The sequence below is a fragment of the Stagnimonas sp. FW305-C-60 genome (assembly GCF_058782965.1).
This window is the reverse complement of record NZ_JBYSYF010000009.1, coordinates 45,386-70,411: the sequence shown is the minus strand read 5'-3', so window position 1 is coordinate 70,411 and position 25,026 is coordinate 45,386. Positions and strand designations below refer to the sequence as shown.

Sequence of the window (25,026 nt, the reverse complement as noted above, 5' to 3'; positions counted from 1 at the left end):
CCGTGACCTATCACCACGACCTCGGAGTCCAGCGTCATCGCTTCGATGACCTGAAGACGCTGCTGGCCTGCGCCTCGCCGCGCCGCTCCGGCGACGAGCTGGCGGGCCTGGCCGCCGACAGCGACGAGCGCCGCATGGCGGCGCGCTACGCGCTCGCCGAGCTGCCGCTGCGCACCTTCCTCACCGAGGCGTTGATCCCCTACGAGGACGACGAGGTAACACGGCTGATCGTCGACCGCCACGAGGCCGCCGCCTTCGCGCCGGTCGCGCAGCTCACCGTCGGTGGCTTCCGCGACTGGCTGCTTTCGTACGAAGCGACGACCGAGGCGCTGAGCGCGCTGGCGCCCGGGCTGACGCCGGAGATGGTGGCGGCTGTGTCGAAGCTGATGCGCAACCAGGATCTGATCGCGGTCGCCGCCAAGTGCCGGGTGGTGACCGCCTTCCGCAGCACCCTGGGCCTGCCCGGCCGCCTGGCTTGCCGGCTGCAACCCAATCATCCCACCGACGATCCCCTGGGCATTGCCGCCTCCACCCTCGACGGCCTCCTGTTCGGCGCCGGCGACGCGGTGATCGGCCTCAATCCGGCGACCGACAGCGTGCCGGACTGCATCCGCCTGCTGGAGATGTTCGACGCGCTGCGCCAGCGCTTCGAAATTCCCACCCAGTCCTGCGTGCTGGCGCATGTCACCACCAGCCTGCGGGCGATCGAGCGCGGCGCGCCGCTGGATCTGGTGTTCCAGTCCATCGCCGGCAGCGAGGGCGCCAACCGCGGCTTCGGCATCGACCTGGCGTTGCTGCGCGAGGCGCATGCGGCGGCGCTGAGCCTGGAGCGCGGCACGGTCGGCGATCACTGCATGTACTTCGAGACCGGCCAGGGTTCGGCGCTGTCCGCCAATGCCCATCACGGCGTCGATCAGCAGACCATGGAGGTGCGCGCCTACGCGGTGGCGCGCGAGTTCAAGCCGCTCTTGGTCAACACCGTGGTCGGCTTCATCGGCCCGGAATACCTCTACGACGCCAAACAGATCATCCGTGCCGGCCTGGAGGACCATTGCTGCGGCAAGCTGCTGGGCCTGCCGATGGGCGTGGACGTCTGTTACACCAACCATGCCGAGGCCGATCAGGACGACATGGACACGCTGCTGGTGCTGCTGGCGACCGCGGGCGTCAATTTCGTGATCGCGGTGCCGGGCGCCGACGATGTGATGCTCAGCTACCAGAGCCTGTCCTACCACGATGTGGTGGCGACCCGGCATCTGATGCGGCTCAGGCCGGCGCCGGAGTTCGAGGCCTGGCTGGCGCGCATGGGCCTGCTCGACGAGCAGGGCCGGTTGCCGCCGCCGGGTGCCGACAGCCGTGCGCTACGTCAGTTGCTGGCGCTGGAGGGGCTGCCGCGATGAGCGCGCTTAAGCCACCGCCATCGGGTCCGGTCGATCCCTTTGCCGGCCTGCGGGTCGCCACCCGCGCGCGCATCGGCCTGGGCCGCAGCGGTGACGCGCTGCCGACCACGGCGCTGCTGGACTTCCAGAGTGCGCACGGCCGCGCCAGGGATGCCGTGCATGGCGTGGTGGACTACCCGCGCATCGCCGAGCTGCTGCGGCCGCTGCCCAGCCTGGTGCTGCGCTCGCGCGCACCGGATCGCGCCAGCTATCTGCGTCGCCCCGACTGGGGTCGGCGTCTGCACGCCGACGACCTGCCGGCGCTGAGTGCGCGGCATGGCGACTACGACCTCGCCCTGGTGGTGGCCGATGGCCTTTCGGCGGCGGCGGTCAACGTCCACGCTGCGCCGCTGATCGCGGCGCTGCTGGAGCGCATCCCCAACTGGAAGCTGGCGCCGGTGGTGCTGGCGCAGCAGGCGCGGGTGGCGCTGGGTGACGAGGTCGGCGAGGCGCTGGGCGCGCGCCTGGTGGCGGTGCTGGTGGGCGAGCGTCCGGGCCTCTCCATCGCCGACAGCCTGGGCATCTATCTCACCTGGGCGCCGCGCCTGGGTCGCGCCGACTCCGAGCGCAACTGCATCTCCAACATCCACGCCGACGGCCTGTCCTACGCGCAGGCCGCCGACACCCTGGTCTGGCTGATGGCCGAGGCGCGCCAGCGCCGGCTCACCGGGGTCGCGCTGAAGCTGGATGCCGCCCTGGGCAAGCAGGCCGAGCCTCTGGCCTAGGCTGGCAGGTTCAGCGGCGCGCCGGGTTGCGTCCGGCTCGGCAGCGCCAGCACGAATACCCGCTTGAGGGTGGTGCCGAACTGCCGCGTCAGCGAGGCCGAGTTGTAGGGCAGGCCGTACTTCGCGCAGATCGTCTGCACCTGCGGCGCGATCTCGGCGTAACGGTTGCTGGGCAGGTCCGGGAACAGATGGTGCTCGATCTGGAAGCTCAGATTGCCGCTCATCACATGGAAGAGCTTGCCGCCCTCGATGTTGGCCGAGCCCAGCAGCTGGCGCAGGTGCCACTGGCCGCGCGATTCGCCTTCGATGCTCTCCTCGCTGAACTGCTGCACGCCGTCCGGAAAGTGGCCGCAGAAGATGATCATGTAGGTCCAGAAATTCCGGATCAGGTTGGCGGCTACGTTGGCCGCCAACACCGGCAGGAAGAACGGGCCGGCCAGCGCCGGGAACAGTACGTAGTCCTTCAGCACCTGCTTCTTCGCCTTCTTCCAGACGCCGCGCAGCTTGGCCTTGGTTTCCGGCTTCAGGTTCATCAGGCCTGCGGGCGTGCGCACCTGCTCGATGCCGGTGTCGTGTACCGCCACGCCCCATTGGAACAGGGTTGCCAACAGCAGGTTGTTGATCGGATTGAGCAGATGGCGCGGCTGCCAGGGCTCCTGCGTGCTCATGCGCAAAATGCCGTAGCCGACATCCTTGTCCTTGCCGACCACATTGGTCCAGGTGTGGTGCTCGACGTTGTGGCTGTGCTTCCACTGGTCGGCCGGGCAGGCGGTGTCCCACTCCCAGCTGCTGGAATGGATCTTGGGGTCGCGCATCCAGTCCCACTGGCCATGCATGATGTTGTGGCCGACTTCCATGTTGTCGAGGATCTTCGCCACCCCCAGCGTCGCCGCGCCGGCCAGGAAGGCGGGCGGAAAGACGATGCCGGCGTAGATCAGCGCGCGGCCGCCAATCTCGGTGCCGCGCTGGATGCGGATCATGCGGCGGATGTAGGCCGCGTCCTTGGCGCCAAGGCTAGCGAGGATCTGTTCGCGGATGGCGTCCATCTCGCGGCCGAAGGCGTCGGCCTGGGCCTTGCTCAGCCAGGCGGAGGTGGCGGTAACCGCAGTCGGCTTGCTGCGCGCCTTTGCCTTCGCCTGCGGCTTGCGGGCGCTGACGGCGGCGTGGTTGTCCATCTCGTTGCCGCTGGCCGGGCTCGATAAGAGGGTCATGGCGTCACTCCTTAGGGTGCTGGGGTTGGGCTAGAGGTCGATCTGCACGTCGCCCGCCGGGGCGCAGACGCAGATCTGGATGAGGTCGTCGGTTTCGCCGAACACCTGGCCGCTGCGCAGGTCGCGCACCTGACCGCAGATGAGGCGGGCGGTGCAGCCGTGGCAGATGCCCATGCGGCAGCCGTGGGCGGGCGCCAGGCCGGCCTGCTCGGCGGTTTCCAGGATCGAGGTCCGGCCATCGCTGTCGGCCTGGCGGGCGCTAGCAACGAAGTTCAGCGCGCCGCCGGCGGCACCGGCATTGACCGGCGCGAGGGCAGGGCGGAAGCGCTCCACGATCAGCCGCTCATCCAGGCCAGCCCCGGCCCAATGGGCCTCGACTGTCGCCAGCAGGGCGGCGGGGCCGCAGGAGTAGACGCGACGGCGCTGCCAGTCCGGGCACAGCTGGTCGAGCTGGGCGGCGTTGAAGTGCGCGCCCTGTTGAGCGCCGCGGGTGTAGACCAGATGCAGCTTCAGCTGCGGGTGCTGGGCGGCCAGCGACAGCAGCTCGTCACGGAACAGGCAGTCCTCGGGCGTCGGCGCATAGTGAATGACTGTGCACTCGGGCATCGCACCGCGCGCGGCGGCGCTGCGCAGCTGGCTCATCACCGGGGTCAGGCCGCTGCCGCCGGTGATCATCAGTAGCTTGTCGTTGCCGCCCTGCGGCTGGACGAACTCGCCTTCGGCGGCCGCCAGTTCCAGCACTGCGCCCGACTGCAGCTCGCGCACCAGGAAGTTGGAGACCCGGCCGCCCTCGACCGCCTTGACGGTGATCGTGATCAGGCCATCGGCGCGCTCCGGCGCCGAGCTGATCGAGTAGCAGCGCCAGTGTCGAACGCCCTCGATATCGACGCCCACACGCAGGAACTGGCCAGCCCTGTGGCCCTGCCAGCGTAGGCCCGGCTTCAGCATCAGGCTGGCACTGTCGGCGGTTTCGGGGATGACGGCGGTGACGCGGGCGCGCAGGGTATCGCGGGTCCAGAGCGGATTGACCAGCTCGATGTAGTCATCCGGGAGCCGCGGGCTGGCCAGCAGGGCGGCGAGGCGCACCAGGCCGGACTCTCGGCGCGGGCTGGTTAGGGCTGGGGTCTGGCTGGCGGTCATCGCGGTGGCTCCGGAGCTGGATGCAAACATGTCAGTGAACATGTGTGCACTATAAATTGGCGCCGCCGATAAAGTCAACAAGTGTTCACTGAAATACGGTGTCAATGAAAACAGCTAGTTGCGCATGGTTTCGGCGCTAGCCTGCGGGCCGCCGGCGCCGGGCCTGCGAGGGTGTTCACGCTACAATTGATCATGAGATTGCGGAAAAAGAAGGAAGACGGTGGCGCTGAGTCCGCCACCGGTGGTCCCCGGGACGAGCGCAAGCTGCGCACCCGTCGGGCGCTGATGGACGCCGCTCTGGAGCTGATCCAGGGCGAGCGCAGCTTCAGTTCGATCAGCCTGCGCGAGGTGGCCAAAATCGCCGGCGTGGTGCCGGCGGCGTTCTACCGGCACTTCAGCGGCATGGAGGATCTGGGCCTGGCCCTGGTCGATGACTCCTTCCGCACCCTGCACATCATGATGCGCGAGGCGCGCAGCGCGCCCTTGCCGCCGTCCAATCTGATCGCCAACTCGGTGGCGACCTTCCTGCGCTATGCCCAGGAGCACCGCCCGCATTTCGAGTTCATCGCCAAGGAGCGCTACAGCGGCTCCTCGGCGGTGCGTCTGGCGATCCGCCGCGAAATCCGGCTCTGGGTCAGCGAGCTGGCGGCGGACTTGGCCCCCTTCCCCAAGCTCAAGAGCTTCAACGGCGACGACCTGCGGATGATGGCGGGCCTGATCGTGAATACCGTGATCGCCGCGACCGAGCTGATTCTTGACGTTGATACCAGGGATGTCGCCGAGGTCGAGCGCATCCACCGCAATGCCGAGAAGCAGATCATGCTGATCTTCCTGGGCTGTGAGGCATGGAAAAGCCAGGGCTGAGCCCCGGCGCCACTGCCGCAGGCTGTCGGAAGCTGGTCAGGTAACGAAAATTGTTCGTGAAAGCCGGCGTAAAGACTGGTAAAAAGGCCTCATCAGGGCGCTGATAGCGAGCTGTCTGGAAAGCCTCGTTATCATATCGCTCCGCCGGCCTGAAACTGCGGGCTCACCGGCCTTCCGGCTGCGCTTCGTGGCGCCGGAGGCTGAAGCCGTTGTGCCGGTGCCGAGAAAAACTGGATTCCCGCCGTGGCGGGAATGACGTGGGAGTGAGAGAGCGACATGCCGGTCATTGAATCGAAGATTGACACCAACAGCGCCCAGTTCGCGGCCTACCGCGAGGGCATGCTCCAGTTCATCGCCGACTGGCGCGCGGTGGAGGCCAAGGGCCGCAAGGAAGAAGAGAGCAAGCGCGAGCGCTTCCACAAACGCAAGCAGCTTTTGCCGCGCGAGCGCGTCCACCTGATGCTCGACCGCGGCTCGCCCTGGCTCGAATTCAGCACGCTCTGCGGCTACAAGCAGCACGACGACAAGGACGGCTCGCTGGCCGGCGGCAACATGATCGCCGGCATCGGCTATGTGTCCGGCACCCGCTGTCTGATCGTCGCCAGCAACTCGGCGATCAAGGGCGGCACCATGACGCCTTGGGGCGTGCAGAAAACCCTGCGGCTGCAGGAGATCGCGCTCCAGCAGAAGCTGCCGGTGGTCTCGATGATCGAATCCGGCGGCGCCAACCTGCTGTACCAGGCCGAGGTGTTCATCCCCGGCGGCAAGACCTTCGCCAACCAGTGCCGGCTGTCCGCTGCCGGCATTCCGCAGATCACCGTCGTGCACGGTTCGAGCACCGCCGGTGGGGCCTACATGCCGGGCCTGTCGGACTTCGTGGTGATGATCCGCAAGCGCGCCAAGGTGTTCCTGGCCGGCCCGCCGCTGCTCAAGGCCGCCACCGGCGAGATTGCCAAGGATGAAGACCTGGGTGGCGCCGACATGCACTGCTCGGTGGCCGGCACCGCCGAATTCCTGGCCGAGAACGACGCCGACGGCATTCGCATCGCCCGCGAGATCGTCAAGAGCATCCACTGGAACGCGCAGAAGCCGAAGCTGGAACTGCGCGAGGTGCGTGCACCGCTCTACGACATCGAGGAACTCTGCGGCGTGGTGCCGCCGGACTACAAGAAGCCGGTCGATTGCCGCGAGGTGATCGCCCGCCTGGTCGACGGCAGTGAATTCCTCGACTTCAAGACCGAGTACGACCAGCAGACCATCTGCGGTCGCGCGGTCCTGCAAGGCCACCAGATCGGCATCATCAGCAACAATGGGCCGATCACCGTGAAGGGCGCCACCAAGGCCGGGCAGTTCATCCAGCAGTGCTGCCAGTCCAACATCCCCATCGTGTATCTCATGAACACCACCGGCTACATGGTGGGCACCGAGAGCGAGCAGGGCGGCATCGTCAAGCACGGCTCGAAGATGATCCAGGCGGTGGCCAACGCGACGGTGCCGCAGATCACCATCGTCATGGGCGGCAGCTTCGGCGCCGGCAACTACGGCATGTGCGGCCGTGGCTTTGGTCCGCACTTCATCTTCGCCTGGCCCAATAGCCGCACCAGCGTGATGGGTGGCGAGCAGGCCGCCGGGGTGATGGAGATCATTACCCGCCAGAAGTGGGAGGCCGAAGGCAAGGTGATGGGCGAGACCGACGAGAAGATGCTGGCGATGTTGCGCCAGCAGGTCATCAGCCAGTTCGACAAGGAAAGCCACGCCTTCGCTGCCACCGCGCGGCTGTTCGATGATGGCCTGATCGACCCGCGTGACACCCGCCGGGTGCTGGGCCTGACGCTCTCGGTCTGCCGCGAAGCCAAGCTGCGCCAGACCTTCCCCAACAGCTTCGGCGTTGCGCGCCTTTAAAGGCGCTGCTACGTCACGCGAGGAGTTTTTCCATGCAGTGGACCCACGAACACCAGTCGCTCTACGACACCACCAAGAAGTTCTGCGAAGAGCAGATCAATCCCAATCTCGACGCCTGGGAGCGCGAAGGCATGTGGCCGGCGCGCGAGGTGCTGCGCGGCATGGGTGAGCTTGGCTTGCTGGGCATCGCCAAGCCGGAATCGGTCGGCGGTCTGGGGCTCGACTACAGCTACCAGCTGGCGTTTGCCGAGGCGCTCGGTCACTGCAAGACTGGCGGCCTGCCGATGGCCATCGGCGTGCAGACCGACATGGCCACCCCGGCGCTGGCCAACTACGGCTCCGACTATCTGAAGGAGAATTTCCTTAAGCCGGCGGTGGCCGGTGAGCTGGTTGCCGCGATTGGCGTGAGCGAACCGGGCGCGGGCTCCGACGTAGCCGGTATCAAGACCACTGCGGTGCGCGAAGGCGACGAGTACGTGATCAACGGCAGCAAAATGTGGATCACCAACGGCACCCAGGCCGATTGGGTCTGCCTGCTTGCGAATACCGGCGAAGTCGCGGGCGGTGGCCGTCATGGCAACAAGAGTCTGATCGTGGTGCCGCTCGATGCCAAAGGCGTCGACCGCAAAACCAAGCTCGACAAGCTCGGCCAGCGCAGCAGCGACACCGCCATCATCTTCTTCGACAACGTCCGCGTGCCGGTGAAGCACCTGATCGGCCAGGAGGGCAAGGGCTTCATCTACCAGATGGAGCAGTTCCAGCACGAGCGCCTGTTCCTGTCCGCCAGCATCTTGGTCGCGATGGAAAAGTGCATCGAGGAAACCGCCACCTATTGCCGTCAGCGCCAGGCCTTCGGCGGCGTGATTCTCGACAACCAGGTCGTCCAGTTCCGGCTCGCGCAGTTGCAAACCGAGATCGAGGCGCTGCGCGCGCTGATCCATCGTGCCTGCGAGAAGATGCTGGCCGGTGAGGACGTGACCCTGCTCGCCAGCATGGCCAAGCTCAAGGCCGGCCAGCTCGGCCGCGAGGTGCCGGATTCCTGCCTCCAGTACTGGGGCGGCCAGGGCTTCATGTGGGAGAACTACGTCGCCCAGATGTACCGCGACCTGCGCCTGCACGCGATTGGCGGCGGCGCCGACGAGGTGATGCTCGGCATCATCAGCAAGCGCCTGGGCTTCGGCGGCAAGAAGAAGGGCTGAAGCCGCATGAGCCTGCCGGAAACCAAGACCCTGCTACTGGACCTACAGGGCGGCGTGCTGTGGGTGAGCTTCAACCGCCCCGAATCGCGTAACGCCATGTCGCCGGAGATGCTGGCTGACATCGATGCGGTGTTCATCGCGATTGCCGGTGACGAATCGGTGCGCGCGGTGGTGCTGCGTGGCACGGGTGGTCACTTCTGCGCGGGCGCCGATCTCAAATCGATGTTGGCGGGAGGTGTGAAGGCCCCAGCGCCGGGCGAGCCGGACCCGATTGCCGCCGTGAACCGCGCCTTCGGCACCATGCTGCGCCGGGTGCAGAACGCACCGCAGGTGGTGATCGCGGTCTGCGAGGGCGCGGTGCTGGGTGGCGGCTTCGGGCTCGCCTGCGTTTCCGACATCGCCTTCGCACACACGGACGCCAAGTTCGGCATGCCGGAAACCACCCGCGGCCTGCCGCCGGCGCAGATCGCGCCCTTCGTGGTCGAGCGCATCGGCCTGACCCAGGCGCGCCGGCTGGCGCTGACCGGCGCGCAGTTCCGCGGTGCCGAGGCGCTGCGGCTGGGCCTGGTGCACGAGGGCTTTGCCAGTGAAGAGGAGTTGCAGGCCAAGCTCGCCGACAGCTTGAAGCAGGTGCTGGGCTGCGCGCCAAAGGCGAACGCGGTGACCAAGGCCATCCTGCTCAACGTCGGCAAGCTCGACATGGACGCCGTGCTCGACGATGCGGCGACGAAGTTCGCGGCCTGCGTGCGCGGGCCGGAAGCGCCCGAAGGCATCACCGCCTTCATGCAGAAGCGCAGCCCCAAGTGGGCACAATAAATCTTTGAGAGAGTTGCCAATGAGCAAGCGTTTCAACAAGGTGTTGGTTGCCAACCGTGGCGAGATCGCGCTGCGGGTGATGCGTGGTGCAAAAAAGGCGGGCTACCAGACCGTCGCCGTCTATTCGGATGCCGATGCTCAGAGCCTGCATGTGCGCGAGGCCGATGAGGCGGTGCACATCGGCCCTTCGCCGGCGAAGGACTCCTACCTCGTCATCGAGAAGATCATCGCGGCGGCGAAGACCAGCGGCGCGCAGGCGATCCATCCCGGTTACGGCTTTCTCTCCGAGCGAGAAGCTTTCGCGCAGGCGGTGCAGGACGCCGGCCTGATCTTCATCGGCCCGGATCCGGCTTCCATCGAGGCGATGGGCAACAAGAGTGCGTCGAAGATCCGCATGATCGCGGCGGGCGTGCCCTGCGTGCCGGGCTATCAGGGCGACGACCAGCACGACGACACCCTGGTGGACGAGGCCAAGAAGGCCGGCTTGCCGGTGATGGTGAAGGCGGCTGCCGGTGGCGGTGGTCGTGGCATGCGCCTGGTGTTCGAAGAGGCGGCGCTGCTGGAGAACATCCGCTCGGCGCGTAGCGAGGCCGAGAACGCCTTCGGCTCCGGCCAGCTCCTGATCGAGAAGGCGGTGATGAATGCCCGCCACGTCGAGATCCAGGTATTCGGCGACCGCCACGGCAATGTCGTGCACTTCGGCGAACGCGATTGCTCGGTGCAGCGTCGCAACCAGAAGGTGGTCGAGGAAGCGCCCAGCCCGGCGGTCGATGACGCGCTGCGCCTGAAGATGGGTGCCGCTGCGGTCGCTGCCGCCAAGGCGGTGAACTACGTCGGTGCCGGCACCGTCGAGTTCATGTTGGCACGCGACGGGCAGTTCTATTTTCTGGAGATGAATACCCGTCTGCAGGTCGAGCACCCGGTGACCGAGCTCGTCTACGGTGTCGATCTGGTCGAGTGGCAGCTGCGCGTCGCTCAGGGTGAAAAGCTGCCGCTGAACCAGCAGGAAATCCTCGACAACCGCTATGGCCATGCCATCGAAGTGCGGCTCTGCGCCGAGGACCCGCAGGCCAACTACCTGCCGCAGACTGGGCCGGTGCTGCGCTGGGCTCCGCCGTCGGGCGAAGGCCTGCGCGTCGACAGCTATCTCGAAACCGGCGCGGTGGTCAGCCCTTACTACGACTCCATGCAGGCCAAGCTGATCGCCTGGGGCGAGGATCGCGAAACCGCGCGTCAGCGCCTGCTCAAGGCGCTGGCCGACACCCGTTTCTTCGGGCTGCTCAGCAACAAGGACTACCTGCGCGACATCCTCGGCCACGCCGCATTCGCCGGCGGCGATTTCAGCACCGGCTTCATCGGCCAGTATTTCTCGCAGGAGGCGATCAACGCCGCCCGGCCGAGCGCCCGCCAGATCACGCTGGCGGCGGTGGCGCTGTATCTGGACGATGCCCGTCGCCTGCGTGCCGAGCATGGCATCGAGGCCGAGATGATCGGCTGGCACAGCTCGCACGAGACCGGTGTGGACTTCAAGCTCAAGTGCCGCGACCAGGAAACCGAGTTCGAACTGAGCGCGCGGGCCTCGCGCCATTTCAGCGCGGTGATCGCCGGCGAGACGGTGGCGCTGGAGCTCTGCCGGCAGGACGCGGACAGCTTCAGCTATCTCAGTGAAGGCGTGCAGGGCAAGGCGCACTTCGCACGCCAGGGCGATCAGCTCTGGCTAGAGGCGGAGGGACGCAACTGGTGCTTCATCGACCGCACGCTGGCGCCGGTGGAAGGCGCGGCGGCCGGCTCCGATGGCCGTCTGCTGGCGCATTCCGACGGCAAGCTGGTGGCGGTGCATGTCCAGCCCGGTCAGCAGATCGAGAAGGGCCAGACGCTGGCGGTGCTGGAGGCGATGAAGATGGAGTTCCAGCTCTCGCTGCCGGTGGCCGGTGTGGTGGAGTCGGTCAATGTCGAGCCCGGACAGCAGGTACGCAACAAGGCCGTGCTGCTGGTGGTGAAGCCGGTCGCTTGAGCGTCGCGTTCAAAAAAAGCCGGCCTAGTGCCGGCTTTTTTTTGCCTGATTGCCTCGCTCAGGGTTTGCCGGCGAAGGCTTCGTCGAGGAAATCCTTCATGCGCGCGAACGCGCGTTTGGCGACCTTCGGGTTGTACTCGGCCTTGCCGGGCCAGTTGGCGTCCGGGTCGGTGAAGGAGTGCACGGCGCCGCCGTAGCGAACCAACTCCCAGTCGGTCTTGCCGGCGCGCATCTCGGCAAGAAAGGCTTCGACCTGCTCTGCCGGCACGAATGGATCGGCGTCGCCGTGCAGGGCCAGCACCTTGGCGGTGATCGGCTGGTCCTCGGCTGGGCCTTTCAGCGAGAGATTGCCGTGGAAGGAAACCACGGCGGCGGAATCGTCGCCGCTGCGGGCTAGTTCCAGCACGCTGGCGCCGCCGAAGCAGAAGCCGATGGCGGCGATCTTGCCGAGATCGGCCGGCAGCTTCCTGGTTTTCACCGTCTCGATGGCGGTGTTCTTGGCGGCGCTCACCCGGCTGCGCAGCAAGGCGCGATCGGCGTAGATCGCACCCACCGCCTTGCCAGCTTCGTCGCTGTTGGCGGGCAGCTTGTCGGCGCCGAACATGTCGGCCACGAACACCACGTAGTCCTTGCCGGCAATCTCGGCCGCCTGCTTGCGGTTGGCGGCATTGGCCCCCAACCAGTTGGGAACCAGCACCAGCAGCGGGCGCTTCGCCTTCACCGCGCTGTCGTAGACCAGATAGCCGCGATAGGCGGCGCCGTCGACCTGGTAGTCGACCGGCGTCTCGGTCAGCGCAGCCTGGGCGGAACCGATCATGAGCAGACCTAACAGAGGGAGTGCCTTGAGCAGGCGGGGCAGGGATGCGCGAATCATGCGGGATTGTCTCCTGGGCAGGGGTGATGGGGCCGCGGACTTCAGGGCGAACTGCAATGCTGGCGCTGGTTCGGCATGGGGCGCGATGCGGAACTCAGCGACTCAGCGCAGGCTTTCGATTTCCACCGGCACCGTGCCGGCGGCGCCGAGGCCGGGCTGCTGGGGCCAGTCCCGGTGATTGAATACCTGGCCATCGGCGCGCACCGCGAGCAGGCGTTGCGGATCGATTTCGGCGTGCAGCCACTGCGGCTGATTCCAGCGACCTTCGGCGAGTACGCCGTGGTCGGGCAGGCCCCGGTCGGGCGGGGTGTAGACGCCCGCGGCACCGACGTTTACGTCCACCGCCGGGCTCCAGGGCGCTTCGCCGACCAGCGGGGCTTGGACGACCACGCACTGATTTTCCAGCGCACGGGCCTGGGCGCCCAGGCGCACCCGCCAGTAGCCGGCGGTGGTGTCGGTGCAGCTCGGTGCCAGGATCAGCTCCGCGCCAGCTTCCACCTGCGCCCGGGCGAGCAGCGGGAACTCCACGTCGTAGCAAATGTTGATGCCGATCCGTCCCAGTGCGGTGTCGAAGACCTTGAGCTGGCGGCCGGCGCTGATGCCCCATTGCTCGGTCTCGAAGCGGGTCATGGTCCACTTGTCCTGCCAGCCGCTGGCGCCGCTGGGGGCGAACAACTCGGCGCGGTTGCGGTAGACCTCGCCGACCTGCAGGGGAAAGCTGCCGGCCAGGATGTAGATGCGGTACTGCCGTGCGAGGCGCCGATGCAGACTTTGGTAGTCACCGTGCAGTGCCTGCAAGGCCTGCAACTGCGCTTGCAGGTCGCTGCGCACCGCAGGCGGAAACAGCGCCGCCAGGGACATCGCCGCGTACTCGGGGAAGGCCAGCAACTGCGCGCCTGCCTGGGCGGCCTCGGCCACCCAGCTCTCCAATTGTGTCTCCACTGCCTGCCAGCTCGCGGGTTCGCTGACCGGGTATTGCGCGGCGGCGATACGGACGCTGGCGCTCATAGAGTCTTGAGCCAATAGATGAGCGGGTGAGAACTGGGGGCGGCCTCGCCGAGATCCTGCCAGTCGAAGTGGCAGACCAGTTCCGGATGGCGCTGGTAGCCGCGTCGTTGCCAGAACGCGTCGTTGGGAACGTAGCCGGCGGGTTTCAGCGGGTGTAGTTCCGGACGGTCCACGGCGCAGAAGGCGCAGCGACCCAGACCCAGACGGCGGGCATGTGCTTCCCGTTCGGCGAAGAAGCGCAGGCCGATGCCGCGGCCGCGATAGGGGCTCAGCACGACCGATTCGCCGAAGTAGAGGATGTCCTCGGTGGCAACGCCGGCCCGCTCGAAAGGCTCGCGCATTTCCGGCTGGGCGTCGCGCAGGGGCAGGGCGGTGGTGGTGCCGATGCAGGTCGAGCCGTCCCAGGCCAGAACCGCGAGACTGTCCGGGCAGCGGCTGTAGGTCTCCAGATAGTGGCGCTCATAAGCTAGCGTGCCCTCGTACAGATAGGGCCAGTCCCGAAATACCTGCAGACGTAGCGCGGCCAGCGGTTCCACCCGCGCGGCGATGGTCTCGCCCTGCACCAGTTCGTAGCGCAACTCGGACACGCTGGGCGACCTCAGGCGCCGACCTGGTGCAGCCAGTCCTGCAGGTTGTAGTAATTGCTGATGCGCGCGACCTTGCCGTCGCGGATATCAAAGAAGGCGCCGGCCGGCAGACGGTAGGTCTGGCCGTGCGCCTCGGGCAGGCCCTCGTCGGTCTTCAGGTATTCGCCTAGCACGGTGAACTCGGCGGCAGCGCGGCGGCCGTCCTCGCTGGCGAACACGCAGAGGTCGACGATCTGCTCGCGGTAGCTGCGGTTCATACGCTCCATGAAGGCGACGAAGGCCGCGCGACCGGTTTCGCGCCCGCTCTGGTTGATGTCGTGGGCGACGTCATCGCTGAGCATGTCCAGAAAGCGGGGCATGTCACCGGCGTTGAAGGCGGCGTAGTAGTTCTCGATCAGCTGGCGGGTGGCGGCGGTCATGGGCTTCGGGTGAGGTCGATTCGCAGGCAATAAAAAGCCCGGCGGATGTTGCCATCCGCCGGGCCAGGTCTGCTAGCAGCCTGCTGTGAGCGAACCTTAGTTGGTCACCTTGAATTCGACGCGACGGTTGTTGTCGCGGCCGGCTTCGGTGAGGTTGGTGTCAATCGGCACGCTCTCGCCATAACCCACCGGCTTGAGGTTGACCGGGTTGACGCCGTTGTCGACCAGGAACTTCTTCACCACGTTGGAGCGGCGCTCCGACAGGCCCAGGTTGTAGGCGTCGGTGCCGACATCGTCGGTGTGGCCTTCCACGTCCACCTTGACGTCCGGGTAGCTGAGCAGCGTCACCGCCACCTCGGCCAGGATCTCCTTGGAGGGTTCGGTCAGGCGGTCGGAGTCGAACTCGAACTTCACGCCGCGCAGGATGAAGCGCTGATCCAGCGCGCAGCCCTTCTTGTCCACCGCTTCGCCCGGACGCGGACGACGGCAGTCACCCTTCAGCGCGCAGCCGTTGGGCAGCACCTTCAGGCCAGGCGGGGTGTTGGGGCATTCGTCGAGGTAGTCGGGGATGCCGTCACCGTCGCTGTCGAGCGGGCAGCCGTCCTTGCCGACCGGAATGTCCTTGGGCGAATCCGGGCACTTGTCGAGGTAGTCCGGCACGCCGTCGCCGTCCTTGTCGACGAAGGGGCAGCCACGGGCATCGACGCGCTCACCCTTGGGAGTGTTCGGGCACTGGTCGAGGTAGTCGGGCACGCCGTCGCCGTCACTGTCGAGCGGGCAGCCGTCCTTGCCGGTGGGCACGCCCTTGGGGGTGCCGGGGCACTTGTCGAGGTAGTCGAGCACGCCGTCGCCGTCGGCGTCGGCCGGGCAACCGTCCTTGTTGACCGCGGTGCCCTTGGGAGTGCCGGGGCACTTGTCGAGGTAGTCCGGCACGCCATCGCCATCGAGGTCGGTGGGGCAGCCATCGGAGTAGACCTTCACGCCGCGCGGGGTGTCGGGGCACTTGTCCTTGCCGTTCGGCACGCCGTCGCCGTCGGAGTCGTCCGGGTCGGCGCCAAATTTGTAGCGCACGCCGACGGTGCCGGTGCCGACATTGAAGGTCTTCTCGGCCACCGGACCGGAAGCCGACACGAAGTCGAGGTTGTAGCGGCCGTCCAGACGCAGATCCAGGCTCTTGGTGATGCTGATGAAGGCACCGCCACCGAGGCCGATGCCGGCGCCCGACAGGCTCTCACCCAGAAAGTCGATCGCGTGGAAGTTGCCGTTGGCCAGCAGGTAGGGGCGGATCTTCTCGCCCTGCGGCGTCAGATAGGCCAGGGCATTGACGCCGAAGATGGTGCGCTCGTAGTCGTTGCCGGAGGGCAGGTTATCGACGCTTTGGCTACCAGTCGCCAGCTCCAGTTCAACGCCGAAGTTGGGCAGCACGTCACGGCCTGCGGCCAGACTGAAGTGGGCGCCGCCGCCGGTGCCGGAGAAAATTGCCCCAACCGATGGTGAGACATACCACCGATAGTCGGGTTCGGCTGCCTGGGCGGCGACCGCCAGTCCGACGGTGGCAAGCACCGTGTACAACCATTTAATCCGCTTCATGAGTGTCATCCGTAGATGCTGCCGTTGCGTTAAGAGTTATTGGTCGCCGCTGCCGAGGCGTGCGCTGCTTGTGGTGCAAGAGTTGCATGTACTACCGCTCGGCCACGACTTTTCAACCGCTCTTCAGATTATGATTCGCGAAGGGCGGCGTCGTAAACCGTCCAACAGCATGGAAACCGAAAGAATTTTGTGTCAGCCTCCACCAATCTCGGGACAGGGGAATTTCAGATGATGCGCTTTGCGTGGTTAGCGGTAATGAGTGTGGCCGTGCTCTCGGCTTGCGATGGCGGGGTGGAAAGCCCGAACTTTGACGACCAGGTGGTCGGAATCCAAATTTCCCCTGATCCCGTGCGCGTGGATGTCGGCGGCACGGTGCAACTGGTTGCTCAGGGCCTGTATTCGCTGCCCCCCGGTCAGACGTCCTCCGTACCTTGCAGCACCGGTTTCTGCTCGGTGGGGCCTGCTCCTTCGAGCGTGGTCTGGACCATCGACGGCGCGGGCTCTAGCCAGAAAGCCAGCATTGATTCTTCTTCGGGTCTGGTCCGAGGCCTGCGTCATGGCACAGCAACGGTGACCGCGCAATTCCGCGGCTATTCGGACACCGCCCCGGCTTTGGTGGGCGGCGAAGTCTTGACTGCTATAGAGGTCAAGTCCACCGAGACCGGCAGCTCCACGTCGACGGCGCTCGGGCGCTCGATTGCCTATTCGGCGACCGGCACCTACACCACTTACGCCTGCACGGCTCCGAGCGGTGAATCTACGAGCGGCAACTGCACCGTGGCTTCGAGCCGCACGGCGCCAGCCAGCGTGAACTGGGCGCTGGCCAATGCCACCCTCGGCACGCCGAGCCCGGCGCAGGGCAGCGACACCATCGTGCAGAGCCTCCAGCAGGGTGCCACCACCCTGCGTGCCACGGTGACCAATGCCGAGGGCGATCCGCTGACCGCCAGCCAGCCGTTCTCCGTTACTCAGCCGGTGCTGGAAGAAATCGTGATCGCGCCGGACAACCAGTCGGCTCCGGTAGGCACTACCAAGAACTTCACGGTGACCGGCCGTTACAGCAATAGCACTAGCTTCGGTGAGATTCCGTCTTCGGCGGTTGACATCAAGTGGGCTTCTTCGCAGGTCGACTACGCGACCGTGGTCGAAGGTCCGGGCACCAGCACGGTGGCGACGGCGGTTTCCACCGGTTCTTCGGCTCCGAACTCGACGGTGACGGTCACCTTGACCGCGCGCGCGCTCGACAAGGGCGGCAGCGCCATCAAGGACGAGAACGGCAACAACGTCATCGACACCGCGCTGTTTGTGGTGACCCAGGCCGACCTCTTGGAAGTGCTGCAGGCCTGCCCGGTGTCGACCACCACTGGCGCCGTGGAGTGCCCGACTGGTGCGACCGACAGCTTCAATCTGCCGGCCTCGACCTCTGCGGCCAATCCGGACTCCAAGCGTGAAGTGCGCCTACTGGGCCGCTTCAGCAACAGCGAGGAGCCTCAGGAGATCAGTGACAGCTTCATCAACTGGACGGCCTCCAGCAACCTCGCCGCAGTCAGCGCCCAGGGCATCATCAGCGCCGGCACGACGGTGGGTGCGGTGGTGGTGACCGGCACCATCAAGGCGGGTGTTTATCCGAACGCCACCGTGCGTTCCGATGCCATCCAGGTGAACCTTACCGACCGGGTCTGCGTGATTCCGCTGCGCTCGGCCGACGGTGCCACCGTGTCTGGTACGCCGACGCCGTCGACCACGCCGATCTTCGGCAATCCCTCTGGCGTCACCGATGCCGGCAATGTGATTGACGAGGATGCCAACAACTTCGCTACCGTGGAGCTGGCTGCCGGTCCGCTGGACACCGAAATCCGGCTGGCGGTGTCGGCTGCGGCGGGCATCGAGTTCCCCTCGGAGAAGCGGGTTGGTTTCATCATCGAGCGCGCCACCAACAGCGTCTTCGTGCCGGGAGACACGGCCAACAACTCCGGCCTGGGCCTGTCGGTATGGTCTGGCGGCACCGAGTACGTCGGTAGTGCGCTGTCGGTGAACACCCTGCCGGGCGCCAGCGCCAGCAACCGTGTTCGCGAATTGGTCACCGTTGCTACTCCGACGACCAAGCCGACCTTCAATCGTGTCGACATGACGCTGACGGTGCCCGGCTTCCTGACCAGCGATCCGGTTGTTGTCGGGCCGGTGCTGGGCTTGCTGGAGTTCCTGTTGCTGGGCGGCAGCACCGAGTTCACCGTCTATGGCTCCTGCGCGCAGGCGGTTCTGCCCAACTGAGGTTTGCTGGGTAACGAAAAGGGGCGCCATCTGGCGCCCCTTTTTTTGTGCTGCTGCCGCTGCGGCGGACTAATACCCCATCTGCTTGCCAGCCGGATTCTTCATGATCTCCAGCGAACCGTCGCCGGTGGTCAGTACCTTGGTCTCGCGGTGCGCCGGCGAGACGGTGTCTTGAGTCCGGCCGCCGGCGCCGACCGCGTCAGTACCCCATCTGCTTGCCGGCCAGATCCTTCATGATTTCCAGCGAGCCGCCGCCGATGGTCAGCACCTTGGTCTCGCGGTAGATGCGCTCCACCCTGGAGCCGCGCAGATAGCCGGCGCCACCGAAGATCTGCATGGCCTCGTTGGCGATCCATTCCAGCGCGGTGCAGGCATGGTTCTTCAGCAGGCAGACCTCGGCGACCGGCATCTGCTTGTGGCTGACCCGCCAGGCCAGGATGTCGAGGTGCGCCTTCACTGCGTCCAGGCGCATCTTCATGTCGGCCAGCTTGTGGCGGATCACCTGGTTGCGGATCAGCGGCTTGCCAAAGGTCTGCCGTTCGCGGGCATAGGCCAGGCTGTCCTCGTAGCAGACCTTGGCGAAGGCCCAGGCCTGGGTGGCGAGCATGATCCGCTCCTGGTTGAAGTTCATCATGATCGCCATGAAGCCCATGTTCTCAGGCCCGATGCGGTTGGCGACCGGCACGCGGCAATCCTGGAAGTACAGGCTGGCGGTGTCCGAGGCCCACCAGCCCATCTTCTGCAATGGCGAGCGGCTGAAGCCGGGCATGCCGGCCTCGATCACCAGCAGGGAGATGCCGCCCATGCCCTCGCCGCCGGTGCGTACCGCGCAGGTGATGTAGTCGGCGCGCATGCCGGAGGTGATGAAGGTCTTGGAGCCGTTCACCACGTAGTGCTCGCCGTCGCGTACCGCGCGGGTCTTCAGCGCGGCGACGTCGGAGCCGCCGGAGGGCTCGGTGATGGCCAGCGCGCCGATCTTCTCGCCGGCCAGCACCGGTGCTGCGAAGCGCGCGATCTGCTCGGCGCTGCCGGTATGGCAGATCGGCGGGGTGGCGATGCCATGGCTCATCAGCGAGGCGATCAGGCCGCCGCTGCCGGCGCGTGCCAGCTCCTCGGTCAGCACGATCATGTAGAACAGGTCGGGTACTTCGACGCCGCCGGCCCGCTCGGGAAAGCCGATCTGTAGCAGCCCTGCGTCTGCCGCCTTGCGGTGCAGTTCGCGGGGCAGTTGCTCGGCGGCTTCCCAGTGTTCGATATGTGGAACAATCTCTCTTTCCACAAAGCGTCTAACCTGGCTTCTAAAGTCCTCATGTTCTTGGTTATAGAAAGGACTTGTGACGGATACAGACATTTCCATCTCCTCCAGAATTGTTGTTCCGGCAGGTTACGGGAGATGTTGGCGATGCGCTAGCATCGAAATACAACGAGAACCGCCTAAGCGTGTAGAGGAGAATCCATGTCTGCGCACCCCTGTGCCCCCGAATTCCTGCCGCTGGCGCGCATCTTTTACTGGGAGCACGAGCGGGCTCATTACCCCTATCTCACCCAACCCATGGGCAATGGCCTGGTGCGCGACTACACCTGGGCACAGGCGGTGGGCGAGGCACGCCGGGTGGCGGCCTGGTTGCAGGCACAGGGCTGGGAGCCGGGCTCGCGGGTGGCGATCCTTTCCAAGAACTGCGCCCACTGGATCATGGCCGACTTCGCGATCTGGATGGCCGGTTACGTCAGCGTGCCGGTGTACCCGACGCTGACCGCCGACAGCGTGCGCCAGATACTGGAGCACAGCGAGGCCAGGGCCTGTCTGGTCGGCAAGCTCGATGGCTGGGAGGCGATGCGTCCGGGCATCCCCGAAGGCGTGCTGTGCTTTGCCACGCCACTGTCGCCGAAGAACGACTATCCGCAGTGGGAGCAGATCGTGGCCGAGACCGAGCCGCTGCAAGGCGAGGTCGTCCGCGATGCCGACGAACTGGCCACCATCGTCTATACCTCCGGCACCACCGGCATGCCCAAGGGTGTGATGCACAGCTTCGGATCCATAGGCTGGTCCACCGGTCCAGTGACCGCCGCCAGCGGCATCGGTGCCGACGACCGTATGCTCTCCTATCTGCCGCTGGCGCATGTCGCCGAGCGCTGGCTGGTGGAGGCGGCTTCGATCCGCGCCGGCTTTCGCGTCTACTTTGCCGAGTCGCTGGACAGCTTCCTGAGCGATCTCCGCCGCGCCCGGCCCACCCACTTCGTCTCGGTGCCGCGGCTGTGGACCAAGTTCCAGCAGGGCGTGTTCAGCAAGCTGCCGAAGCAGAAGCTGGATCTGATCTTCAAGCTGCCACTACTGGGCGGTTTGATGAAGAAGAAGATCCTCAAGGGCCTGGGCCTGGAGCACTGCCGCTATGCCGGCGGCGGTGCCTCGCCGATGCCGCCCTCGCTGATCCAGTGGTACCGCGACCTTGGCCTGGAGCTGCTGGAAGGCTACGGCATGACCGAGAACTTTGGCTGCTCGCACGGCTGCCGCGTCGGTCGTGCACGCATCGGTTACGTCGGCGAGGTCTGGGAAGGTACCGAGCATCGCCTGTCGCCGGAGGGCGAGGTGCAGACCCGTGGACCGACCACCATGCTCGGCTACTACAAGGAGCCGGAGAAGACTCGCGAGGCCCTGACCGAGGATGGCTGGCTGCGCACCGGTGATCTCGGCGAGATCGACGAACTGGGGCGGCTGCGCATCATCGGCCGGCTCAAGGAGCAGTTCAAGACCAGTAAGGGCAAGTACGTGGCGCCGTCGCCGATCGAGAACAAGCTCAGCGTGCATCCGGCGGTGGAGGCCTGCTGCGTGGTTGGCGCCGGCTTTCCGCAGCCTTTCGCGCTGCTGATGCTCAATGCCGACATCGCCGCCGCCTGCGCCGCCGATGCCGGGCGGAGGGCGGAGCTGAGCGCCTCGCTGCAGCAGTTGCTGAACGAGGTGAATGCCAGGCTGGACGAGCACGAGAAGCTGGATTTTCTGGTGGTGGTGACCGAGCAGTGGACGGTGGATAACGGGCTGATCACGCCGACCCTGAAGGTCAAGCGGCCCAGCATCGAGGCCAGCTATGCCGCCCAGTTCGAGCCCTGGGCCCGGCGCAAGCAGAGCGTGATCTGGCAGGGATTGGCCGCGGCATAGGGCCTGCTAACACTGCGGGAATCGCTGCGTTGCCGGTCAAAAGCGCGTCAGGCAAGGCGCCGGCCGACGCCAAGGCTGGTTGCCTTCGCGAGGCGGGCAACGCCGCATGACGCGCTTTTGGCCAGCAACCCTTCGGGGCGGGACGGTTTTGGGGCATTGCAGCGTCAGCAAGAGTTTCAATAGGCCCGCTATTGCGCACTCTTGCTTCCTTGCACTGCCCCAAAACCGCCTTCCGCCGCAGCGATTCCCGCAGTGTTAGCAGGCCCTAACAGCCCGCGTCTTGGCATGCTGCTTGCGCTTTCCTCTGGCAATCACCAGGGGAAGGACCGATGCGGCAAGTGGCAAGACAGCGGGCTGGGCGGTGGATGGCGGCGGCGATACTGACTTCAGCTTCGGGCCTCGTCTGGGCGCATGGCACGGCGCATGCGCCGATGACGGCCAAGGCCGGCCTCAATGGCGGTGTGCTGGGCCTGGACGAGGCGGTGTTCTGGGACGGCGGCACGCTGGCGGGCACTGTGCCCTCCGCCGCGCTCTGCGATACCGCCGCCGGTGCATGCCCCACCTACAAGCTCAGCATCACCCACGGCGGCGCGCGGCTGCGGGTGGGCATCGACAGCCCGGTGCGCACCAATACCTTCGTGGTGGAACTGCTGGATGCGGCCGGCACGGTGCTGGCCAGCGAGGACAACTCCAACCAGTTCAACTCCGAGGCCATGCTGTTGCAGCCGGCCGGCGGGGTCTACACGGTGCGGGTAAGGCCGCAGTCGGTGAAGCAGGGTTCCTACCGCATGCGTGCCAAGCTGGAGTCCATGCTGCCGGAAGACTTGCCACGCGCGCCCGGCGTGGTCCCGGAACTGCCCAACCTCAAGGTGGTGCCGCCCTACGAGTTCGGCTTCATCGCGCCGCTGAATCCGCTCAATGGTCTGTATCCGCCGGACACCATCAATCCGCCGCTGGATATCGCCGGCATCCATCCGATCTCCTGCACGGTGGACGAGATGGCGCCGATTGCCCTGGGCGGCGGCGCGGCGAAGAAATGCCTGCGCTTCACCTCCGGGCCGATCAATCTCGGCGAAGGTCTCTACGACATGCGCTTCGACATGATCGGCGACTTCATCGCCGGCACCGCGCAGTTGGCGCCGCAGGAGGCTCTGTCGCGACTGGTGATCGGGCCGATGCGCCAGGTCATCCACTACAGCGACGGCAGCACCCAGGAGCGCTCGGCCGGCACCTACAGTTTCCATCCCATCCACGCGCACTTCCACGACGACTACGTGCTGAGCTTCCGGCTCTACGCGGTGCACGACACCGCCGGCGGCGTCATGGAGCGGGTGGGCGAGGGCACCAAGTCGGGCTTCTGCCCGGCCGATCAGCTCTGGGGTGATTGGTACAGCTTCGACCAGGGTTACGAGGTGCCGGGCGGCGACGAGCCGCTGGGCAACTGCACCTCGCCGGCCAATGGCGTGATGGGTTTGTCGGTGGGCTGGGGCGATGTCTACCGCTGGCAGCGGCCCGGCATGTACGTGGAGTTCTACGGCCAGCCCAACGGGCGCTACGTGGTGCAGTCCCGCGTTGACGAGCGCGACGCCATCCTCGAAAGCAACGAGAACGACAACGTCGCCTACGCTTATGTGCAGGTCGAGAACGACGTGGTGCAGTTGCTCGAGCGCGGCTGGGGCGAGAGCCCCTGGGATCCGAACAAGACGCTGTTCGCCGGCAACGGCCCCGCGCAGCGCGAGGTGCTGGCCATGCAGGCTTCGACGCCGGATACCGGCAAGGTCTTGGCGCAGTCGCCGACCGAGGCTGCCGACGGCGGTGCCTTGCCGCTGGGCTTGTTGAGCCTGCTGCTAGTGGCCGCCGGCTTGCGCCGGCGGCACTGAAACTCAGGAGGCCTGGCGCGGCAGCGCGCCGCTTTCGCGCGCGTCGAATTCCTTGCCGCGCAGGCGCTTCTGCACCGCGCGCAGTACGCCGGCGGCATCCAGGCCGATCTGCGCCAGCAGCTCCTCGCGGGTGCCATGCTCGACGAAGTGATCGGGCAGGCCGAGGTTGAGCACCGACAGCGGCTGGTGGTGGGCGGCCAGCACTTCGTTGACACCGCTGCCGGCGCCGCCCAGGCGGGCGTTCTCCTCCAGGGTCACCAGCAGGTCGTTTTCCTGGGCGAGATCGAGGATCAGCTCGACGTCCAGCGGCTTCACGAAGCGCATGTCGGCGACCGTGGCGTCGAGGATCTCCGCCGCTTCCAGCGCGGTCTGCACCATGGCGCCAAAGGCCAGGAAGGCGACCCGGGGCCGGCGCCGGCCGTGGGTCTCGCGGACGATGCGACCCTTGCCCAGCGGTAGCGGCTTGGCGATGGCGTCTACCTCTACGCCCTGCACATTGGCGCGCGGATAGCGCACCGCGCTGGGGCCGGCATGCGCCAGCCCGGTGGCGAGCTGGCGGCGCAGCTCGTTTTCGTCGGAAGGCGCCATCACCACCAGGTTGGGGATGCAGCGCAGGAAGCTGAGGTCGAACACCCCGTGATGGGTGGCGCCATCGGCGCCGACCAGGCCACCACGGTCGATGGCGAACAGCACCGGCAGGTTCTGGATGGCGACGTCGTGGATCAACTGATCGTAGCCGCGCTGCAAGAAGGTGGAGTAGATCGCGCAGACCGGCTTCAGGCCTTCGCAGGCCAGGCCAGCGGCAAGCGTCACCGCGTGCTGCTCGGCGATGCCGCAGTCGAAGTAGCGTTCGGGGAACTTCTGCGAGTACTCGACCAGGCCGGAACCCTCGCGCATCGCCGGGGTGATCGCCACCAGCTTGGGGTCGCGCGCGGCGGCCTCGCACAGCCAGTCGCCGAACACCTGGGTGTAGGTCTGCTTGGCGCCCGGCTTCTTGCCCGGAAAAGCACCCGTGACCGGATCGAACTGGGTGACGCCGTGATACTTGATCGGGTCGCCCTCGGCCGGCTCGAAGCCCTTGCCCTTGGTGGTGATGATGTGCAGGAACTGCGGACCCTTGGCGTTCTTCAGCTGCTCGAAGGCGGTGAGAAGCGCGTCGAGGTCGTGGCCGTCGATGGGGCCGTGATAGCTGAACCCCAGGGTCTCGAACAACGCGCCAGGTCGGTCGGCGAGGTGCATGGCGTTCTCGCAAGCCTCCGCCTCGCGGTGTGGAGTGGGGAAGCCGAGCTTGGCGGCGATCCGCGCCGAGTGGTTGCGCAGGGCGCCAACGTTCTCGGAGATGGACATGTCGTTGTCGTTGTAGACCACCAGCAGGTCCAGGCCGAGGTGGCCGGCGTGGTTCATGGCCTCGTAGGCCATGCCGCCGGTCATGCCGCCGTCGCCAATGATGGCGACCACGCGGCGCTTTTCGGCCTTCACCCGCGCGGCGGCGGCCATGCCGGCGGCGGCGCTGATGCTGGTGGAGGAGTGGCCGACCCCAAAGGCGTCGTACTCGCTCTCGCCACGATGGCAGAACGGCATCAGCCCACCCAGCTTGCGGATCGACTCCAGGCGCGCGCGGCGGCCGGTGAGCATCTTGTGTGGGTAGGCCTGGTGGCCGACGTCCCAGACCAGACGGTCGTGCGGAGTGTCGAAGGCGTGGTGCAGGGCGATCGTCAGCTCGACGGTGCCGAGGTTGGCGGCGAAATGCCCGCCGATCCGGCCCAGGGTTTCGATCAGGTGCCGGCGCATTTCCACTGCGAGATGGGGCAGCTCGCGCACCGGCAGCTGGCGCAGGTCGGCAGGAGTATTGACGCGTCCTAGCAGGGTGTAGCCGGGCGTGTCGGCGGAATGGGTGGTCATGTCGCGATTATGACGGAGCGGCGCACCAGCA

General features: G+C 66.5%; 19 protein-coding genes. 10 read left to right on the top strand and 9 right to left on the bottom strand.

The genetic code is table 11. The features are described from left to right. The first annotated feature begins 2 nt into the window (after nt 1-2). Both AC3WT6_RS16970 and eutC read left to right on the top strand, forming a co-directional pair. Nucleotides 3-1,400, top strand: coding sequence for an ethanolamine ammonia-lyase subunit EutB (locus tag AC3WT6_RS16970; protein WP_492654787.1), 1,398 nt, complete (start codon nt 3-5; stop codon nt 1,398-1,400). Further along, a complete protein-coding gene (eutC, locus tag AC3WT6_RS16965; RefSeq protein WP_492654786.1) occupies nt 1,397-2,164 on the top strand; it encodes an ethanolamine ammonia-lyase subunit EutC in 768 nt (255 codons plus the stop codon). Before AC3WT6_RS16970 ends, eutC begins: the two co-directional genes overlap by 4 nt. Here eutC and AC3WT6_RS16960 read toward each other — a convergent pair. Beyond that, entirely contained in the window at nt 2,161-3,375 is a 1,215-nt protein-coding gene (locus tag AC3WT6_RS16960; RefSeq protein ID WP_492654785.1) for a fatty acid desaturase family protein, read from the bottom strand. The two genes, eutC and AC3WT6_RS16960, sit on opposite strands and share 4 nt — an antisense overlap. A 30-nt stretch (nt 3,376-3,405) precedes the next feature. Continuing rightward, nucleotides 3,406-4,557 (bottom strand): ferredoxin reductase, encoded by a 1,152-nt coding sequence (locus tag AC3WT6_RS16955; protein WP_492654784.1) that lies wholly within the window; start codon nt 4,555-4,557, stop codon nt 3,406-3,408. A gap of 150 nt (nt 4,558-4,707) precedes the next feature. Here AC3WT6_RS16955 and AC3WT6_RS16950 point away from each other — a divergent pair, with 150 nt between their 5' ends. From AC3WT6_RS16950 to AC3WT6_RS16930, 5 genes are all read left to right on the top strand, one after another. Next, nucleotides 4,708-5,379 carry a TetR family transcriptional regulator gene (locus AC3WT6_RS16950; protein WP_492654783.1) on the top strand — a complete coding sequence of 224 codons (672 nt, stop codon included), beginning with the start codon at nt 4,708-4,710 and terminating at the stop codon, nt 5,377-5,379. 276 nt (nt 5,380-5,655) lie between these two features. Beyond that, entirely contained in the window at nt 5,656-7,281 is a 1,626-nt protein-coding gene (locus AC3WT6_RS16945) for an acyl-CoA carboxylase subunit beta (protein ID WP_492654782.1), read from the top strand. A 32-nt stretch (nt 7,282-7,313) separates the two neighbouring features. Then, on the top strand, nt 7,314-8,480 hold the full coding sequence (locus tag AC3WT6_RS16940) for an acyl-CoA dehydrogenase family protein (protein ID WP_492654781.1): 1,167 nt from the start codon (nt 7,314-7,316) through the stop codon (nt 8,478-8,480). A 6-nt stretch (nt 8,481-8,486) separates the two neighbouring features. Next, nucleotides 8,487-9,296, top strand: a complete 810-nt coding sequence (locus AC3WT6_RS16935; protein ID WP_492654780.1) for an enoyl-CoA hydratase/isomerase family protein — start codon at nt 8,487-8,489, stop codon at nt 9,294-9,296. A gap of 19 nt (nt 9,297-9,315) precedes the next feature. Beyond that, nucleotides 9,316-11,310: an acetyl/propionyl/methylcrotonyl-CoA carboxylase subunit alpha gene (locus AC3WT6_RS16930; RefSeq protein WP_492654779.1), complete on the top strand. Its 1,995-nt coding sequence runs from the start codon at nt 9,316-9,318 to the stop codon at nt 11,308-11,310. Between the two features lie 58 nt (nt 11,311-11,368). Here AC3WT6_RS16930 and AC3WT6_RS16925 read toward each other — a convergent pair whose 3' ends face one another. The 5 genes from AC3WT6_RS16925 to AC3WT6_RS16905 all read right to left on the bottom strand — a co-directional run bounded on the left by AC3WT6_RS16925 (nt 11,369) and on the right by AC3WT6_RS16905 (nt 15,788). Further along, on the bottom strand, nt 11,369-12,184 hold the full coding sequence (locus tag AC3WT6_RS16925) for a dienelactone hydrolase family protein (protein WP_492654778.1): 816 nt from the start codon (nt 12,182-12,184) through the stop codon (nt 11,369-11,371). A gap of 102 nt (nt 12,185-12,286) precedes the next feature. Beyond that, complete coding sequence (locus AC3WT6_RS16920) at nt 12,287-13,192, bottom strand: carbon-nitrogen hydrolase family protein (protein ID WP_492654777.1); 906 nt, start codon at nt 13,190-13,192, stop codon at nt 12,287-12,289. Then, nucleotides 13,189-13,779: a GNAT family N-acetyltransferase gene (locus tag AC3WT6_RS16915; protein WP_492654776.1), complete on the bottom strand. Its 591-nt coding sequence runs from the start codon at nt 13,777-13,779 to the stop codon at nt 13,189-13,191. Before AC3WT6_RS16915 ends, AC3WT6_RS16920 begins: the two co-directional genes overlap by 4 nt. Before the next feature lie 11 nt (nt 13,780-13,790). After that, nucleotides 13,791-14,198: a ketosteroid isomerase-related protein gene (locus AC3WT6_RS16910; RefSeq protein ID WP_492654775.1), complete on the bottom strand. Its 408-nt coding sequence runs from the start codon at nt 14,196-14,198 to the stop codon at nt 13,791-13,793. A gap of 96 nt (nt 14,199-14,294) precedes the next feature. Then, nucleotides 14,295-15,788 carry a thrombospondin type 3 repeat-containing protein gene (locus AC3WT6_RS16905; RefSeq protein WP_492654774.1) on the bottom strand — a complete coding sequence of 498 codons (1,494 nt, stop codon included), beginning with the start codon at nt 15,786-15,788 and terminating at the stop codon, nt 14,295-14,297. Between the two features lie 630 nt (nt 15,789-16,418). Here AC3WT6_RS16905 and AC3WT6_RS16900 point away from each other — a divergent pair. Beyond that, a complete protein-coding gene (locus AC3WT6_RS16900) occupies nt 16,419-18,059 on the top strand; it encodes a hypothetical protein (protein ID WP_492654773.1) in 1,641 nt (546 codons plus the stop codon). Nucleotides 18,060-18,258: 199 nt separating this feature from the next. On the opposite strand, the gene AC3WT6_RS16895 is transcribed toward AC3WT6_RS16900, so the two are convergent. Then, nucleotides 18,259-19,410: an acyl-CoA dehydrogenase family protein gene (locus tag AC3WT6_RS16895; RefSeq protein WP_492654772.1), complete on the bottom strand. Its 1,152-nt coding sequence runs from the start codon at nt 19,408-19,410 to the stop codon at nt 18,259-18,261. Nucleotides 19,411-19,515: 105 nt separating this feature from the next. Between AC3WT6_RS16895 and AC3WT6_RS16890 the strand changes: the two genes are divergently transcribed. Both AC3WT6_RS16890 and AC3WT6_RS16885 read left to right on the top strand, forming a co-directional pair. Beyond that, nucleotides 19,516-21,213 carry an AMP-binding protein gene (locus AC3WT6_RS16890; RefSeq protein ID WP_492654771.1) on the top strand — a complete coding sequence of 566 codons (1,698 nt, stop codon included), beginning with the start codon at nt 19,516-19,518 and terminating at the stop codon, nt 21,211-21,213. 431 nt (nt 21,214-21,644) lie between these two features. Next, nucleotides 21,645-23,093: a lysyl oxidase family protein gene (locus AC3WT6_RS16885; protein WP_492654770.1), complete on the top strand. Its 1,449-nt coding sequence runs from the start codon at nt 21,645-21,647 to the stop codon at nt 23,091-23,093. Nucleotides 23,094-23,096: 3 nt separating this feature from the next. Here AC3WT6_RS16885 and dxs read toward each other — a convergent pair whose 3' ends face one another. Then, nucleotides 23,097-24,995, bottom strand: a complete 1,899-nt coding sequence (gene dxs, locus AC3WT6_RS16880; protein ID WP_492654769.1) for a 1-deoxy-D-xylulose-5-phosphate synthase — start codon at nt 24,993-24,995, stop codon at nt 23,097-23,099. Between the last annotated feature and the right edge of the window lie 31 nt (nt 24,996-25,026).